The following is a 15,851-nucleotide window of genomic DNA, read 5'->3' as shown; positions in this document are numbered from 1 at the left end:
TTGCCTCGGGTCACGAAACGGGGCCGCTGGGTGGGACGCCGGCGGGATGCCCCAGATCCGGATTCCTCGGTCGAGGCCACACGGGAGCGTGTCCGCAATGCCGTGAAGCTCGTGTAAGAGGGTGGGCGGTGACGCGACTCTTACTCCTCGAAGTGCGTCGTGACCTTGCCTGACGAGACTGCTTGGATGATCGACTGCGCCAAGTGCCGCAGCTTGATGTTCCGGTTACTCGAGGCGGTCCGGAGGATGGTGAACGCCTCCTCCTGGCTGCAGTGGTTCTGCGCCATGATCGCTCCGACTGCGAGGTCGATGATGGTGCGGGACTGCATGGCGGCGGCGAGATCGTTGCGGGCATCGCTGAGCTGCGCGATCTTGAGGGCCAGGCGAAGTGACTTGGAGGCGTGCGAGGCGAAGACTTCGGCGCGCTCAACGTCGGCATCGCTGAAAGCATGTGCCCGTTCGGAGTAAAGATTGAGCGCGGCCCGAGTGTCCCCTTCAACCACAAGCGGAACGCTGAGGACGGAGCGGAGGCCTTGTCCGGCCGCGGCCTCCACATACTCCGGCCAGCGAACTTCGCGGACCAGATCCGGAACCAAAACAGAGCCCATGCTGTCCATCGCGGTCAGGCAGGGACCTTCATGGGTGTTTTGGAGTTCATCCAGGATTCGGGCTCGTTCATCACTGCTGGCGGCAGTGGCGGCGCGCTTCTTGCGCAAGACAGTGATCCCGCAAAAAACGGGAGCATCGGAGAGCGAGAGACTTCCGGACGAGAAAGCGGCCAAGTCCGTCAGAAACGCCTCGACATCTTCGCTACCCAGGACAAGATCCAGAAAGTAACCATTCTGGAGAGCTTCCTGCTCGGGGCGGGGGTTGACCATGTGACGTGTTCCTACTGACTGAAAAGCGTCCCTGGCCTACAGCAAAGGAGCGGAGATTGCCGCCCTCTGCAAAACGGTCTGAAGATACCTTATCCTCCAACGATCACCGGTACAAAGTGCGCCACGGCAAGCGCTGACCTGCGGTTTTGTGAAGAGATCAAACGGCATTCTGTCAACTCCTTACGGCTGTCGCATCCACCAATAACTAAGTATGCTTACCATTATAGTTCCAGCCCGCCACACAAACCATCGATCGCAAAGGAGTCATCCCATGGGCATCGAAGACAGCATCCACAAGGCAGCAGAGAACGCAATGGAGGACCTGGCGGGCACATCCGATCCAGTGGACAAGGACCAGGTTCCCGATCCCAACGAGAAGGCCGACGACATCCACGTGCACTCCTCCCTCAGCGAGGGATCCAACGCCATGGACTCAGACGTACCCGGCGAACAGGAGGATGACCGCTCCTTCGCCGTGGACGGACACGGAGAAGCGCACGAAGAGCACACCCACCACGACGCGGGCGTGACAGACAGCGACATCAACCAGGACCGCGAAGGCGACCAGGACATCCCCACGGCTTCGGGAGACGTCCCCGGACCGGCCGGCCTGCCGGAGGGTGATCCGGACGCACTCCGGGCGGACCCTTCAGAGAGCGGTGAGGATCCGTCGAGCAACATGGGCCGGGGCTAAAGCTAGTGGGCGTGCCGTCCTGACCCACTCCCACAAGCGAACGGCCACTTTGCAACCTGCTGCAGTTGCGAAGTGGCCGTTCTTCCGTCAAAGAAGGTCGGGAGGGGTTACCCCCGTCGGGCAGTCTTTCCGGCGGGTAGGTCGCTTGCACGGGCAACTATCGCCTAACATCCAACCTGGAAAAACGCGGTATGAGGGCCACGTCCCGCTCGAGAGCCTTGGCAGCGGCCATCGCGGTCTCCAAGGCGACATTCTCTCCTCGTTCGAGTCGCACGATGGTGTGACGACTGGCCCGAATCATGGCTCCGAGTTCTTGCTGGGTCAGTCCACGTTCCTGGCGAGCGCTTCTCAACGCAGCCCCGAAGGACTTGGCGTCGAAGGCCCGAAAGAAGGCGGTCTCGTCCGAATGTTGCACATCTTCACCATATCAATGAAATGTCCAAATGTCGCAGATCATGAACATTTCGACAAAAAGCTCAAAAGTTCATGATCTGCTACATCAAGAAGACGAGGGCGCCGTTGTCGACCCCCGCACCACCAGCTCCGTGCCCAGTTCGATCCGTTGCGGCAGTTCCTCGTCGCCCTCCAGGTGCCGCAGCAGCGCCCGCATGGCCGTTTCTGCCATCTGGACCACCGGCTGCCGGATGGTGGTGAGCCCAGGCTCGATCCATTCGGCCGCGGGGATGTCATCAAATCCGATGATGGACAGGTCCTCCGGTATCCGCAGCCCCGCAGATCGCGCAGCCCGATAGGCGCCCAAAGCCTGGGCATCGTTGCCGGTGAAGATCGCGGTGGGCCGCTCCTTCAAGGACAGCAAGGCCTCCGTGCCCCGCTCCCCCGACTCAATGGAGAAATCTCCCGGCACCATCAGGGACGAATTCGCTTCCACACCCCCACGCCTGAGTGCCGCCAAGTACCCGTCCTCGCGGGCGCCGCTGCACTGCAAATCCTCGCGGCCGCCGATCATGCCGATCCGTCGGTGGCCCAGCTTCAACAAGTGCTCGGTGGCCGAGAACGCGCCGTCCCAGTTAGCCGCGCCCACGGTCATGAGTTCGGGTCCGGGTTGGCCAACGGGATCGATCAGGATCACGGGAATGCCCAGCGACTTGATGCGCTGGATCTGCTTCGGGTCCAGTTCATAAACCGCCAACAGGACGCCGTCGGACTTACGCTCGGCGAGGTTCGCCAACCAGGGGCGGATGCGCGAACCGTCCAGGGACAAGCTGCTGACCACGGTGCCGTAGCCTGCTTCCTGGGCCACGCGTTCCACGCCCTCAATGATTTCGCAGGCCCACTCCGAACCCATGCCCGGGAACACCAGGTCAACAAGTCCGGCCTTCTTGCTTCGTTTGGCGGGCCGGCGGGCGTAGTCGCGTTTGGCGATGATTTCTTCGACTTTGGCGCGCGTGGCGGCCGCTACATGGGCGTGGCCGTTGAGGACCTTGGAAACCGTGGGCACGGACACCCCGGCTTCACGGGCGATCTCGCTGATGGTCGCCCGTCCCGAGTCCTGCTTGGTCACCATGAAGCTACCCCTTTCAGCCGGAAGCCACCGTCCCGGCACCAACAGTTTCGGAAAGTTCCCACGCCTGGATCCGGCCGCACATGCCGTAGATCCTGCGGGATTTCCGTTCGCCCATCGTAGTCCTTGCTTCCTGCAGGTAGAAAGTTTCCATGGATTCCAGCGAAGCCAGGTGGCCCGCCGTCAGTTCCGCCTGCCGGGCAGCTCCGTCAGCCAGATATCCACGCCACAGCTCAGTGCGTTCCCGCACCAACGTCGCGGCGGCGGCATGGAAGTCCGCGAGCGCCGCCATCCCGAGCTCCTGGACGGCGGCTTTCAGCTCCAGATACCCCGCCAACGCCAGATCACGACGACGGCGCGCGGCCGCCTCCGCGAACGCCTCACCGCCGTCGGCGTCTTTGGACGGAAGGTGGGCTGCCCGCGCGTAGGAGTCGACGCTCACCAAGTGCTCGGGCGGGAAGGTCATGACGGCATCGCCGTTCTCGGGCAGCCCTGCATTCTGCATGACCACGAGCACGCGCAGGTCGCCGGAGTCGTTGATGGCGCGGTGCACGGTGCCGGGCGTGAACCACACCACCGTTCCCGGCTCCAGGGGCGTGGACGTGAACCCGCGTGAGTCGAGGGTTTCCAGACGCCCGCTCCCCTGCTGGACCACGTACGCCTCGGTGGAGGCTGTGTGCAGGTGCGGCGAACCTCCCGCTGCGCCGTCGGCCCCGGGCCACGAATAGATGCTGACTTCAGACACCGCCGTGGCGCCCGGGAACGACGTGCACACTAAGCCCAGGCCTCCAGCGCCGCCGTCGCTGCGTCCGCGAGCGCGACAGCCGAACCGGCGTCAACGCTGCCGTCGGAAATCACGACGGCGTACCGGTACGTCAGCGGTTCGCCCACCTTGAGCGGGACTACTTCGCTGAAGAACGGCGCCGAGCCGAGGCACGCGAACATCGACGAGCGCGCGAACCATTGGTTGGACGCACCCGGGTTGGCCTGGTCCTCGACGAAGAGGATGGTGGACTTGCGGCACGTGACATCATGCTGTCCGGTGAAGGCAATCCAGGACGAGCGGGTACCCATGAACTCGTCGGCACCTGTACCGGCCTCGGAACGAAACTCCCCGCCGGTGAAGGACCGGGGTCCCCTCCAGAACAGTCCGCCATAGCCCGCGTTGTCCCGGCCCTCGGTGGTGGGGCTGCCGATGGTGATGTCCGCGTCCGAAGTGTTGTCCATGGTTGTCTCGAAGAGCAGCACCCAGGAGCCCGGGATGGGCAGGAGCTGGAGGGCAAAACGCCGGTCCTCCTTGATGAGCGCCTGCCCTTCCCTTCCGGGAGTTGGCTGCGCGGTCCAGACCAGTGACTCCGAGGCTACGATCCCGTCCGTGGATTCCTCGATGCTCGTGAACACCTCGTGGTTCATGGCTCCGTTGTTATCCAGGTTGGCGTAGCCGGTTTGGCGGGTATAGGTGGCGCCGCCCCAGAAGTTGTGCTCGCCCACGTTCGGCAGGGCCCAGGACAGGCCCTTGTGCCACACGTGGTCCCATGGCCGGGAGATCGTGACCTCGTCGCCACCCAGGGTTGTGAGTGGGTGGAAGTAGGGCCGCGGGCTTTCGTACTGGTGGTCCGTGGGACGGTACGTGTAGCTCGCGATGTGCTGGGCGCCGACAGTGAAGGTGAGTGTGCGGCCATCGTCCGTGTAGCTGAGGGCGCTGGTTGTGTGGTTGGTGGCAGTGGTGGTCATGGGTTCTCCAGGGCTCAGGCGTGGGCGGTGGCGGTGGCGGCCAGGACGCGGGTACCGAGGCCATCGCCGTCCATGCCGTCGTAGAAGGGGTGGCCGGGAACAATGTCCCCTCGGCGGACAGGCCGGCCGGTGAAGGCCGAGGCGTAAATCGCGGCAGCGAACTCCAGTGTTTGCCGCGCTGAGTCGGCTCCGGCTGGAAGGGGCAGTCCGGCGTCGAGCGCGTCATACATGGCAAGGAACTGGGCCGAGTGGCCGCTGCCGCGTTCCAAGACTTCCGCTTCCCAGGCACCGATAACATCCTGCTCGTGGCCTGGGGCGGCAGTAATGGTCCAGTCCTTGGTGCCATAGCCGTAGAGGTGGCTGAGCTCGATGGTGGCAAACTCACAGTCGATGCGGATGTCCGAGGTCTCCCTCGGCGAGAGCAAGGAGTTGATCACCGTGGCCGTGGCACCGTTTTCGAAGCGGACCAGGGCAGCAGACAGGTCCTCGGTGGAGGTTGCCCGGGCTTGGCGCGAGGCTATCGCCACCACTTCCTCCCACGGGCCCAGCAGGTGCAGGAGGAGGTCGAACTGGTGGATGCCGTGGCCCATGGTCGGTCCGCCGCCTTCGGCCTTCCACGTCCCACGCCACGGGAGCTCGAAATACTCGTCGGGCCGGTACCAGAGCGTGTCGCAGCGGGCTACGAGTGGACGCCCGAAACCTGCGCCGCCGATCAGTTTGCGGGCGGCGGCAGAGGCATCACCGAAACGATGTTGGAAGACGCAGGAGAACTCGGCGCCGCTCTTGGCCTGGGCCGTTTCCAGCCGGTCGAAGTCGGCCAGGCTCAGCGCCGGCGGTTTCTCGGAAAGCACATGGGCGCCGGATTCCAGGCACTCGATGGCTTGGTCGATGTGCATCATGGGCGGCGTGCAGAGGTGCACGATGTCCGGCTTCACTTCGGCCAGCAGTTCCGTGAGGGTGCCGTATCGCCCGGAGATTCCGTGCTCGTCGCAGAAGACACGCAACCGGGCCTCGTCGACGTCGCAGGCCGCAACCAGTTGGGCGCGGTTGTCGGTGCGGGCCAGGTTGGCGGCGTGAACTGCGGCGATCCCGCCGGTTCCAACGATGGCCACTCTGTACGTGTTCATGGAGTTCTTCCTACGGGTTGGTTCGGAAAGTTTCGGACTGACAGAGGCGGTGCTTCACACACCCGGGCGCACAAATAAGTTCTCGCTTATGCGCAGAAACAGCGGATTCTGAAGTAGCTGCCCAGCACACAGTCAACACTTTCGAACCTAGAAAGTAAACAGAATTTTCTGATAGTTTCTAAAAATCGCCATCCCAACCCTAGGAGAACCCAGTGACCAGCGGCGCCGCCGAACAGCAATCACTTGCCCGCGTCCCCGCCGAGGACGTCGTGGAACACCTCATCCGTGAAATGACCCTTGAAGAGAAGCTCGCCCAACTGGTGGGCGTGTGGGTGAACGCGTCCACGCATGGCGACTCCGTTGCTCCCCTGCAAAGCCAGATGGCTGGCGACGCGCGCTCGTGGGAAGAGGTCATTGCCAACGGGCTGGGCCAGATCACCCGCATGTACGGGACCGTTCCAGTGGACCCCGCCGAAGGAGCCCGTCGGCTCGCCGCTGCCCAGGAACAAATCATGGCCGCCTCCCGGTTCGGGATCCCCGCACAGGTCCACGAGGAGTGCCTGGCCGGACTGGCCGCGTGGAAGGCCACAGCCTTCCCGGTCCCCCTCGCTTGGGGCGCAACGTTCAACCCTGGCCTGGTGCGTCAGATGGCACAGAGGATCGGCACCTCCATGCGTGGCCTCGGGATCCACCAGGGCCTGGCACCCGTGCTCGATGTAGTCCGTGACCTCCGCTGGGGCCGCGTGGAAGAGACCATCGGAGAGGACCCCTATCTGGTGGGCACCCTCGCCACGGCCTACGTCCAAGGCCTGGAATCCACCGGCGTCGTCGCCACGCTGAAACACTTCGTGGGCTACTCCGCCTCCGGGGCCGGCCGCAACCACGCGCCGGTCTCCATGGGTCCGCGCGAACTCGCCGATGTTATGCTGCCGCCGTTTGAAATGGCGATCCGCCACGGTGGCGCCCGTTCCGTGATGCACGCCTATACCGACGTCGACGGCGTACCGGCCGCCGGGAACCGCGCCCTTTTGACTGGGCTGCTTCGTGAGGAATGGGGCTTCGGTGGGACGGTGGTGGCTGACTACTTCGGGGTTGCCTTCCTCAACGTAACCCATGGAGTAGCCGCCGACTCCGGCGACGCCGCGGCACTGGCGTTGACGGCCGGCGTCGACGTGGAGCTCCCCACCGTGAACTGCTTTGGTGAGCCATTGCTCGCTCTCGTGCGCGACGGCAAGGTGGACGGCAAAGTGGTGGACACGGCGCTTCGGCGCGTCTTGAGGCAGAAACAGGAGCTGGGTCTGCTGTCCCCCGACTTCTCCGCCGTTCCGGCTTGGCTGTCTGGTCCATTTGAGCTTGATCCTGCTGAGGACCGCGAGTTGGCCCGCGAAGTGGCAACACAGTCCTTGGTATTGCTGAGCAATCAGGCTCGCGCTGATGGACCCGCGCTGCCCCTCCCCCAGCGTGGTTCCCTGGCGGTTCTTGGTCCCTTGGCCGATGATCCCTTCGCCATGTTGGGCTGCTACTCCTTCGACGCCCACGTGGGCGCGTCCCATCCCGAGGTTCCGATGGGTATCTCCGTGCCTTCCGTCGCCGCAGCGGCCTTGCAGCGGTTCCCGTCCGTGGCGGTGTCCGTGACCGGCAACTGCGAGGCCTCTTCCGAACACCAGATCGCCGAAGCATGCGCAGTTGCGGCGTCCGTGGACACCTGCGTGGTGGTGGTTGGCGACAACGCCGGACTCTTCGGCAGGGGTACCTCCGGCGAAGGGAACGACGCCGCCGACCTCCGCCTTCCCGGCGATCAGCACTGGATGTTGGACCGCGTGTTGACGGCGTGTGCTGATTCCGGAACACGTGCCGTGGTGGTGGTCCTCAGCGGCAGGCCCTACGCGCTGGGCGACTTCGCGGACCGGGCCGACGCGATCGTCCAGGGCTTTTTCCCGGGCGAAGACGGTGCGGCCGCCCTCTGGGACGTGCTCACCGGCGTCGTCAATCCGTCCGGAAAGCTGCCCGTCTCAGTGCCCCGATCCCCCGGCGGCCAGCCCGGCACGTACCTCCACTCGCGCCTCGCCGGAGCTACGCAGGTCAGCGCACTGGACCCGTCACCACTGTTCGGATTTGGGCACGGCCTGTCCTATACGGACTTTTCCCTCGCGGACCACCGGTGCGGTGCGCCCACCATGTCGACGTCGGACTCGGTCACCATCTCCTGCACGGTGACCAACACGGGTTCGCGTTCCGGGGCTGAGATCGTGCAGCTCTACTTGGAAGACCCCGTGGGCGAAGTGGTCCGGCCTGTCCGCGAACTCATCGGTTATGCCCGGGTAGAACTGGCCGCCGGGTCCTCGGCCGAAGTGGAGTTCACGGTCCATGCCGATAGGACGTCATTCACCGGGCTGGACCTGGCACGAGTGGTGACGCCGGGGCTGGTGAAGCTGCATGTCTCGACCTCAAGCACTTCAGACGCTGCGACGCACGAGGTGATCCTGCACGGCGAACGCCGCATAGTGGGCTTTGACAGGGAGATGCTGACGCCAGCTGAGGTCCGCCCGGCCTAAGCCTCCCCTACCCCCGGACGCTCTCTCACCAAACACCCCTTTCCCCCGGACGCTCTCTCACCAAACACCCCTTTCCCCCGGACGCTCTCTCACCAAACACCCCCACCCCCCGGACCCTCTCTCACCAAACACCCCCACCCCCCGGACCCTCTCTCACCAAACACCCCCATCCCCCGGACCCGCTCTCACCAAGGTGGGGTGCGTCGGCCGGAAGGGGAATGAGACGTGCCCTCCCGACCTACTTTGCGCCCACGCAGATCCGAAGGAACCCCCTTCCGGTTGCCTTTCGGCTTGGCGGGATTCGAAGTGGGTCGGGGAGGTACAGTGCCGCCCCGGCAAGGGGCTCAGCTCACGCGATCCGGGCGTCTGTGTCGGGGTCTTTGCGGGTATCCAGCATCCCGGCGACCTTCTTTTCCAGAGCGGCAACCGTGGTTTCGGGCAAGACGATCAGGCCGTCCAGTTCCTTCCGGGCGCGCTTGTAGGCCGTCTGACGCTCGGCCGGAGTGGCCGCGACGTCCTCCGCAATGCGCAGGAGTTTGCGGGCCGTGGCCAGGCGTTCCCGTTCGGGACCGGTGAAGTTGCCGTCCTTGATCCGCTTTGATTCGCGTTCCGCAATCTCGAAGGCAATCTCATAGCTGTGCACCGTCGCCCGGTATTCGGCGAGCCGGGCCGCCGTCGTAATGTCTGCAGGCGAAGCGGGCCGCATGCCGTCGGCCTCCTTCTTGGCACGAAGGAAGGCCACCGTGAGCGGCTCGCGGACGTCGCTCATCAGCGGGTAATCAATAAGCTTTCCCACGTCCAACTCGTAGTCGAGCCACTTGTGGTTCACGGCATCGTGGGCCGCCATCAAGGCGGCAACTTCGGCTTGGCTGGCTTGTTCGGTCACGGCCTGCTGGTTCTTCAGCTTGTACAACTCAACCTTGCGCCGGTGGCGCCGTTCGCTGGCACGGGACCATTGCCGGATCCACCCGCCGGCCATGCCGCCGATCGGGAAGATGAGCCACCAGTAGTGTCCGAGGAAGTCGAAGAAGGGTTGCACAGACTCATCCTCCCACCGCCGTGGACCTGCCTCAACAACGGCCGCGCCACCTCAACGGCTGATGTTCAGCGGTTTGACCCGTTCAGCGCAGGACGCCCGTTGAAGTTCAGGTTCCCCGCGGCCTACCCGGTTGTTCCTGCCGGTGTCGTCGCACCAGTCGACACCGTCCGGGGACGCGCCGACGCTGGCTATACCCGGTTTCATGGTTGCGGGCACTTGGAACGTGTAGGAGAAGCCGCCTGCGTCGGCCATGGGAGCTGTGGTGGTGAGAACTTCGACGCCGGTGGAATCCTTAACGACGATCAGCACCCTTGCGTCGTGGCCGTAGCGCGGATCGCAGGTGGCATCCTCCGCGGTAATTGTCACGGAGTCACCAGGCCTGGCGGCAGTCGGACTGACCGCGTAATCCGGAGGCATGCACGGCGGAGCGCCTCCCCAGTAAGAGATGCAGCCGCTTAGGGACATGGCAGCGAAGGACGCCGTGGCCACCGCGGCGGCGGTTCGGCGGTAGTTGATGCCAACAGTAAGTGCCATAGGTCATTGTCGCTCGCCCGAGCGCGGACGCGCCTTACCCGTGGAATCCGTGCCCGGATCGTTGCCTCCGCCGGAGCTCCAAACCGGCACTCCAATACCGCTCACCACGGCACAACCCGATCCAAGCATGAGAATCTCTTACGCTCAGCCGGAATATCCGTTAGCCCGTGCCGAGCCTCGCTACGCTCCTTAAGAACGCAAACACAGTTTTGGAAGGACTCGCCGTGCCCCTCACGAATGACCACAATGACGTGGAAGCCGCCCAGCCCCTCAACGTAGTGGTCGCAGGATCCACCAGCGCCGCAGGGCAGGCTGTCATCGCCGCACTCCTCGCGAAGGGCGCGCGGGTGGCCGCCGTCGACCTCGACGCCACCCGGCTGGAGGCCTTGGCCGAAACGTACCCAGGCACCAAGACCTATGTATGCAACCTTTCCAACCCGGAAGCCGTGGAAAAACTCGCCGCAGAAGTCCGCAACGATCTCGGCAGCGTGGAAGGACTCATCCATTTGGTGGGTGGTTGGCGGGGCGGCGAAGGAATTACCGGCCAGCGCGACGAGGACTGGGACATCCTCCACACCAGCATTATGACCACGCTCCGGAACACCACGCGCGCCTTCTACGCCGACCTCGAGGCCTCGCCGCGCGGCCGCCTGGCCATCGTTTCGGCTGTAGCGGCTGCCAAGCCGACCGCGGGCGGTGCCAGCTACTCCGCCATCAAGGCTGCATCGGAAGCCTGGGTCCTGGGCGTGGCGGACGGCTTCAACGCGGCCCAGTCAGGCCACAAGACCGAGCCGAAGGAGCAGACCTCGGCCGCCGTGGTTTTCGTGGTGAAGGCACTCCTTGACGACGCCATGAAGGAGGCCGCACCCCACCGCAAATTCCCGGGCTACACCCACGTCAACGAACTCGGCGAGCACGTGGCCGCCTTGTTCGACGCGCCGGCCTCCGGACTGAACGGGACGCGCCAGCACCTGGCCTGAGTTATCGTCGCTCCTCCTCGCTAGCATGGCCGTATGGAACAGCGACTGCATTTCATCACGTTTGCCACGCCTGATCTGGACCGGGCCCGCGCCTTCTACAAGGGCGGGCTCGGTTGGGATCCCCTCATGGACGTTCCCGGCGAAATCATCTTCTTCCAGGTTGCCCCCGGACAGGTTCTCGGTCTCTTTGACGCTGACAAGTTCGACCAGGACTTGGCCAGCGGCACCAAAACTGCGGGAGTCAGTGGCGTCACTTTGTCCCATAACGTTGGCAGCGAGGCGGAAGTGACCCGCACCATTGAGCAACTGGCCTCAGCGGGCGCCAGTGTCATCAAGCCGGCCCAGGCAGGCGCGTTCGGCGGCATCTACCATGGCCATGTCAAGGACCCCAACGGTATTGTGTGGGAAATTGCCTACAACCCCGGCTGGAGGGTCGACGACGACGGCACGGTGGTTTTCGGATGAGCGCCCCACTACGCTCGGCCGATAGCGTCATCACCGCGGACGCCCACGTGCAGTTCGAGACCTTCATCGACGAACACCGCCGCGCACTGAACGCCAGCCTGGACGGACTCACCGAAGAACAAGCACGACGCCGGCTGGTCCCCTCGCGGACGACACTTCTGGGCCTCGTCAAGCACGTGACGTTCGTGGAGAAGGTCTGGTTCGACGAAGCGATCACCTGCCGCTCCCGTGCTGAGATCGGCATTCCATCCACACCGGACGAGTCGTTCATCCTCGAGGAGACGGACACGATCGCTGGTATCCAGCAGGCCCACCGCGAGGCGTGCGAAGCATCTCGCCGCGCGGCCGCTGACCTCGGACTTGATGACCTGCTTCTGGGGAACCGCCGCGGCCCGCTGCCATTGCGCTGGGTGTATCTCCACATGCTCCGGGAGTTGGCACAGCATTGCGGGCATGCGGACATCCTGCGGGAACAGATTCTGGATGGACAAGCTGATCCCGCCTAACACCGTCCGTTATTTGGCATACCAGAACGAAATCTCACGCACAATCTGGCCTAGAAGCTTGCGCTCATTGGCCCACATCCTGCATTCTGGAATACCAAAAGCGGATCGCTAGATCGTAGCGGCCCCGGTAGTTCCACCCAGGAGTACAACGATGTGCCTTCACGACCACACTTCAGCGCCCAAGCCCACCGGTGAATTGCCGCGTCGTGGCATCCTCGCCGGCGCCGCAGCCCTTGCCGGAATTTCCGTCGCGGGCATCGCCGCTCAAATGGTCTCCGCTCCCCCGGCCTTGGCAGACAACCCGAAGTCCGGGCCGAACTATCCCGGCCAGCCTCTCACTACCCAAGCGGTGATCATTGAGGGCGGCACCGTGGTGGATCCCAAGACCGGCGACGCTGTAGCGGATGGCGTGGTGGTCCTCGACGGCGGCAAAGTGACCGCCGTCGGAACCCGGGACCAGACGCGCAAGGCGGTTGCCGCCGTCGCAAGCCGGGCGCGTGTGCTGAACGCGTCCGGCCGCTGGGTCCTCCCGGGCCTCGTCGATGCCCACGTGCACGCTAACGCCCTGGCCGATGCCCACTTGCTTCTCCAGGGTGGAGCTACGAGTGTCCGCAGCGGATCGAGTACTTTTTACCAGGACATCGCCATGGCCGCGGTACCTTCCTGGGCACCGGGCGTCACTCCGCGCATGACCCCGGCCGGACTGTTCATCTCCCCGGACCAGGGAGACTCCCTCCTGGCCGATCCGGACCTGGCACCGCTGGCCACCCTCAAGGGCGGCGTCACGGAGGCCCAGGATTTGGCCTATCTCACCCGCATCAACCTCAAGCGTGGTGCCGAGGTCATCAAGACCCGGGCCAACCCGCGGGCAGGCATCCCCGAGCAGGATCCCCGCGAATTGGTCTACAACGTGGATCAAATCGGTGCGATCGTGAAAGCCGCAAAGGGTGCCGGTGTGCTTTGCCATGCGTACAGCGCAGAAGGCATCGACGGCGCGGTCCGGGCCGGTGTCCGCAGCATTGAGCATGGCGTGTTCATGTCGGAGGCGACCATCCACGAGATGGCGCGTCGAGGAACTTATTTCACGCCCACCATGGATGCAATCACCAGCATGGCCGGGTCGAGCAACCCGATCCTGGCTGCCCGCGGCAAGGAGTACACCCCGATCCTGCAGGCAGCCGTGCGGTCTGCCAAGGACGCGGGTGTGACGATCATCGCCGGTACGGACTCGTTCGGCACGGACGTGACGCCGATCGGGACCGAGGTTCGCCTGCTCTCCGAAGCCGGCCTCACTCCCCTCGAGGCGCTGCAGGCTGCCACGACCAACGCGGCACGTTTGCTAGGCCGTGGCGACGCCGCGGGTCGCCTGGTACGCGGCTCGATGGCCGACGTCGTTATTGTGGACGCCGACCCTCTGGCGGACGGTTCTGCCCTCGAAAAGGTGAGCACCGTCATCGCCCAAGGTGCCGTGGTCCGCACGAACCTCTAAGAGCAACCCTCGGTCACTTCTTCTAGGCGGGCAGCGTGAACTTTTGCTCCACGCGCTTCAGCAGCGTTCGGGAGTTCACGCAGATGAGGTACACCACCGCGCCGGAAATGAACGGCAGCAGCCAGACCGACGTGGTAGTCAGCAGGAATCCGGCGATGAACAGGATCCCTGCGTTGCCCAAGGACACCCGCTTCAACGAGCCGAGGCTGAAGAGCGAGAGCCTGTAGATGTCCACGGTCCTGAACGAGAACCGGGACAGCAGCACCAGCGCATGAAAGGCCGCGGTGCTCACAAGGACAGCCAGGCCGATCAGCCCCACCCGGGCAGCAACTGTTTCAGGGTTGCTGCCCGGCAGGCTCATCAGGTTGCCAGCGATGACGGCAAGCAGAGCGAGGTAAGGCAGCCATACGACCAACGCCTGCAGGAAATTGAGACGGTAGGACTTCCTGAAGTCGCGGAATACTCCCGTGTCCTCGCCAGCCATGAGCCGGTTGAAGGCGTAGCACGCCGCCACCACAGCCGGACCGACCAGGACCAGCGGAAGCGGGGCCAGCGGCCCCAGCAGCGGCATGGCCAGCACAAGGACGTTGGTCAGCACCAGCAAGCCGCTCCCTACCATCACGCCATAGACAGTGCCGGCCGCCTTGAAGAGCGTTCCTGAGCCGAATTCCGCTTTCGTGGCTGCCACCGAACCTACTTCTTGTCCGCGTACGCCTTGTACGCCTTGTTGGCGAGGTCCACGTATTTGCCCATGCCTTTGCTGTCGAGTTCCTTCACGTAAGCATTGAACTCGCCGAGGGCCCTCTGTCCGGTAATGAACTTCAGGGTGTTCTGCTTGACGTGGTCCTTCAGCGGCGTGAGCGCCAGGGTGGCTTGTTCACGATCCACGTCGCTGAAGGGGACAGGCGGCGAGACAGGACGGGGCTTCTTGGACTTCATGGCCTCCTGGAACGCCAGTTCTTCCTCGTTGAACGTGGACTGCAGCAGGTCCGTGGTACCGCCATAGGCGAAGTTGCCGCCGGAGAATCCGTAGTCCACCCGAAGATCCTTGGTCCCGGCGGGGTTGAGTCCCTGATAGTTGATATCAGCTGAGAGCTTCCGCTTGCCGCCCTGCTTGGTATAGGTGGTCCCTTCGACGCCCCACTTGCTGAACTCCTGGCCGGCGTCGCTGTAGAACAGCCAATCGATGTATTGGATGAGTGCCACGAAGCTGTCCTTCTCCTTCACGGACGAGTTCAGCATGATGCCGTTTTCCAGGCGGGTACCGCCGATGATGTCACCGGCCGGACCGCCCGGAACAGTGATCTTGCCGATCTCGAAGGCGCCCTTGCCGAGCGACTGTTCCATGGAGGTGCGGTACGTGATGACGTTCTGCGAGTTGGCACTGATCACGAACGACTTGCCGGAAACGAACTTCTGGATGGCGGCGTCGTCCGTCTGCGTGAAGCTCTCCGGATCCATCAGTCCCTCGGAAACCAGTGAGTTGAAGTACGTGGCCAGGTCCTTGAACTTGTCCGAACCTGAGGCGAAGGCAAACTCCTTCTTGTCCTGGTCGAACAGCAAACCGTCCACAAGGCCCCAGCCAGCCACGGTGCCGAACGCCGGAGCTGCGATGTTCAGGACACTGTCGCCCTTGAAGCGGTCGGAGAAAGGAACGACGTCGGGATAGGCCTTCTTGAGCGCGCGGAGCACTTCACGCAACTCGTCCCAGGTCTTGGGTTCGGACAGCCCTTCCTTTTTCAGCACGTCCTTCCGGAAGCACAGCGAGTAGTCCGGCCACAGTTCTTCATGGAGGCCAGGAAGGACGTAGTACTTGCCGTCTTCCTGCGTGAGCGCCTCGATCTCGGGCTCCAGCTTCCACTTCTTGATCTTGTCCTGGTAGTGCGGCATCAGATCCACGTAGTCACTGACGGGCAAGACGGCTCCGGCCGATACGAAGGCCGATTCCTGTCCGGGATACGTTTTGGCAATGATTTCCGGGGCACTCCCTGAGCTGATGAGGAGACTGCGTTTTTGCTCGTAGTCACTGTTGGGAACGATGGTGGGTTCCAGCGTGATGTTGTTGTCGCTGGCCATCTTGGTAAAGAGCAGCCAGTCCTTCTTGTAGGGGTAGGTGGGCTGGTCTGAGAAGAGAAAGGAGAACGTCAGGGGCGCCGTCGCCTTGAACGTGTCTCCCACCTTGAAGCTGTCCATGGCACCCGTGCGGTTCTTGGAGGTGTCAACCTTCTCTTTGGTATCGGCGTCGCACGCTGTCATGACCAAACCGATGGTGACAACGGACGCGAGCCCCAGGAAGTCTCGTCTGCGGATCATTGGGTTTCCTTTCAT

The 15,851-nt window shown here is 63.8% G+C and carries 16 protein-coding genes; 6 read left to right on the top strand and 10 right to left on the bottom strand.

Features of this window, described 5'->3' with window-relative positions; translation table 11 throughout:
• Nucleotides 1-140: 140 nt before the first annotated feature.
• Nucleotides 141-878, bottom strand: coding sequence for an ANTAR domain-containing protein (locus tag ACIPY3_RS19185; RefSeq protein ID WP_400336630.1), 738 nt, complete (start codon nucleotides 876-878; stop codon nucleotides 141-143).
• 271 nt (nucleotides 879-1,149) lie between these two features.
• Here ACIPY3_RS19185 and ACIPY3_RS19180 point away from each other — a divergent pair, with 271 nt between their 5' ends.
• Nucleotides 1,150-1,572: a hypothetical protein gene (locus ACIPY3_RS19180; protein ID WP_400336629.1), complete on the top strand. Its 423-nt coding sequence runs from the start codon at nucleotides 1,150-1,152 to the stop codon at nucleotides 1,570-1,572.
• 157 nt (nucleotides 1,573-1,729) lie between these two features.
• On the opposite strand, the gene ACIPY3_RS19175 is transcribed toward ACIPY3_RS19180, so the two are convergent.
• The 5 genes from ACIPY3_RS19175 to ACIPY3_RS19155 all read right to left on the bottom strand — a co-directional run bounded on the left by ACIPY3_RS19175 (nucleotide 1,730) and on the right by ACIPY3_RS19155 (nucleotide 5,955).
• A complete protein-coding gene (locus ACIPY3_RS19175) occupies nucleotides 1,730-1,987 on the bottom strand; it encodes a helix-turn-helix transcriptional regulator (RefSeq protein WP_400336628.1) in 258 nt (85 codons plus the stop codon).
• Between the two features lie 84 nt (nucleotides 1,988-2,071).
• Entirely contained in the window at nucleotides 2,072-3,097 is a 1,026-nt protein-coding gene (locus ACIPY3_RS19170; protein ID WP_400336627.1) for a LacI family DNA-binding transcriptional regulator, read from the bottom strand.
• A gap of 13 nt (nucleotides 3,098-3,110) precedes the next feature.
• Nucleotides 3,111-3,839: a cupin domain-containing protein gene (locus ACIPY3_RS19165; protein ID WP_400336626.1), complete on the bottom strand. Its 729-nt coding sequence runs from the start codon at nucleotides 3,837-3,839 to the stop codon at nucleotides 3,111-3,113.
• A gap of 29 nt (nucleotides 3,840-3,868) precedes the next feature.
• A complete protein-coding gene (locus tag ACIPY3_RS19160; protein WP_400336625.1) occupies nucleotides 3,869-4,828 on the bottom strand; it encodes a PmoA family protein in 960 nt (319 codons plus the stop codon).
• A gap of 14 nt (nucleotides 4,829-4,842) precedes the next feature.
• The gene (locus tag ACIPY3_RS19155) at nucleotides 4,843-5,955 is read right to left on the bottom strand and encodes a Gfo/Idh/MocA family protein (protein ID WP_400336624.1); all 1,113 of its coding nucleotides are present in this window, start codon (nucleotides 5,953-5,955) and stop codon (nucleotides 4,843-4,845) included.
• A 212-nt stretch (nucleotides 5,956-6,167) separates the two neighbouring features.
• Between ACIPY3_RS19155 and ACIPY3_RS19150 the strand changes: the two genes are divergently transcribed.
• The gene (locus ACIPY3_RS19150; RefSeq protein WP_400336623.1) at nucleotides 6,168-8,510 is read left to right on the top strand and encodes a glycoside hydrolase family 3 N-terminal domain-containing protein; all 2,343 of its coding nucleotides are present in this window, start codon (nucleotides 6,168-6,170) and stop codon (nucleotides 8,508-8,510) included.
• Nucleotides 8,511-8,859: 349 nt separating this feature from the next.
• On the opposite strand, the gene ACIPY3_RS19145 is transcribed toward ACIPY3_RS19150, so the two are convergent.
• Nucleotides 8,860-9,549, bottom strand: coding sequence for a hypothetical protein (locus ACIPY3_RS19145; protein ID WP_400336622.1), 690 nt, complete (start codon nucleotides 9,547-9,549; stop codon nucleotides 8,860-8,862).
• A 51-nt stretch (nucleotides 9,550-9,600) separates the two neighbouring features.
• Nucleotides 9,601-10,083: a hypothetical protein gene (locus ACIPY3_RS19140; RefSeq protein ID WP_400336621.1), complete on the bottom strand. Its 483-nt coding sequence runs from the start codon at nucleotides 10,081-10,083 to the stop codon at nucleotides 9,601-9,603.
• 224 nt (nucleotides 10,084-10,307) lie between these two features.
• Here ACIPY3_RS19140 and ACIPY3_RS19135 point away from each other — a divergent pair, with 224 nt between their 5' ends.
• The 4 genes from ACIPY3_RS19135 to ACIPY3_RS19120 all read left to right on the top strand — a co-directional run bounded on the left by ACIPY3_RS19135 (nucleotide 10,308) and on the right by ACIPY3_RS19120 (nucleotide 13,523).
• A complete protein-coding gene (locus tag ACIPY3_RS19135) occupies nucleotides 10,308-11,063 on the top strand; it encodes an SDR family NAD(P)-dependent oxidoreductase (RefSeq protein ID WP_400336620.1) in 756 nt (251 codons plus the stop codon).
• A 33-nt stretch (nucleotides 11,064-11,096) separates the two neighbouring features.
• Nucleotides 11,097-11,528 (top strand): VOC family protein, encoded by a 432-nt coding sequence (locus tag ACIPY3_RS19130; protein WP_400336619.1) that lies wholly within the window; start codon nucleotides 11,097-11,099, stop codon nucleotides 11,526-11,528.
• Nucleotides 11,525-12,034: a DinB family protein gene (locus tag ACIPY3_RS19125; RefSeq protein ID WP_400336618.1), complete on the top strand. Its 510-nt coding sequence runs from the start codon at nucleotides 11,525-11,527 to the stop codon at nucleotides 12,032-12,034. Before ACIPY3_RS19130 ends, ACIPY3_RS19125 begins: the two co-directional genes overlap by 4 nt.
• 151 nt (nucleotides 12,035-12,185) lie before the next feature.
• Complete coding sequence (locus tag ACIPY3_RS19120) at nucleotides 12,186-13,523, top strand: amidohydrolase family protein (RefSeq protein WP_400336617.1); 1,338 nt, start codon at nucleotides 12,186-12,188, stop codon at nucleotides 13,521-13,523.
• Between the two features lie 22 nt (nucleotides 13,524-13,545).
• Here the strand turns inward: ACIPY3_RS19120 and ACIPY3_RS19115 are convergent, their stop codons facing one another.
• Together ACIPY3_RS19115 and ACIPY3_RS19110 are read right to left on the bottom strand one after the other, a co-directional pair.
• Complete coding sequence (locus ACIPY3_RS19115; protein ID WP_400336616.1) at nucleotides 13,546-14,211, bottom strand: DUF624 domain-containing protein; 666 nt, start codon at nucleotides 14,209-14,211, stop codon at nucleotides 13,546-13,548.
• A gap of 5 nt (nucleotides 14,212-14,216) precedes the next feature.
• Nucleotides 14,217-15,851: an extracellular solute-binding protein gene (locus ACIPY3_RS19110; RefSeq protein WP_400336615.1), complete on the bottom strand. Its 1,635-nt coding sequence runs from the start codon at nucleotides 15,849-15,851 to the stop codon at nucleotides 14,217-14,219.

It is taken from the genome of Paenarthrobacter sp. NPDC089714 (genome assembly GCF_044748905.1).
Classification (GTDB): Bacteria; Actinomycetota; Actinomycetes; order Actinomycetales; family Micrococcaceae; genus Arthrobacter.
The sequence above is the reverse complement of the archived record's forward strand: the minus strand, read 5'-3'. Positions and strand labels throughout refer to the sequence as shown.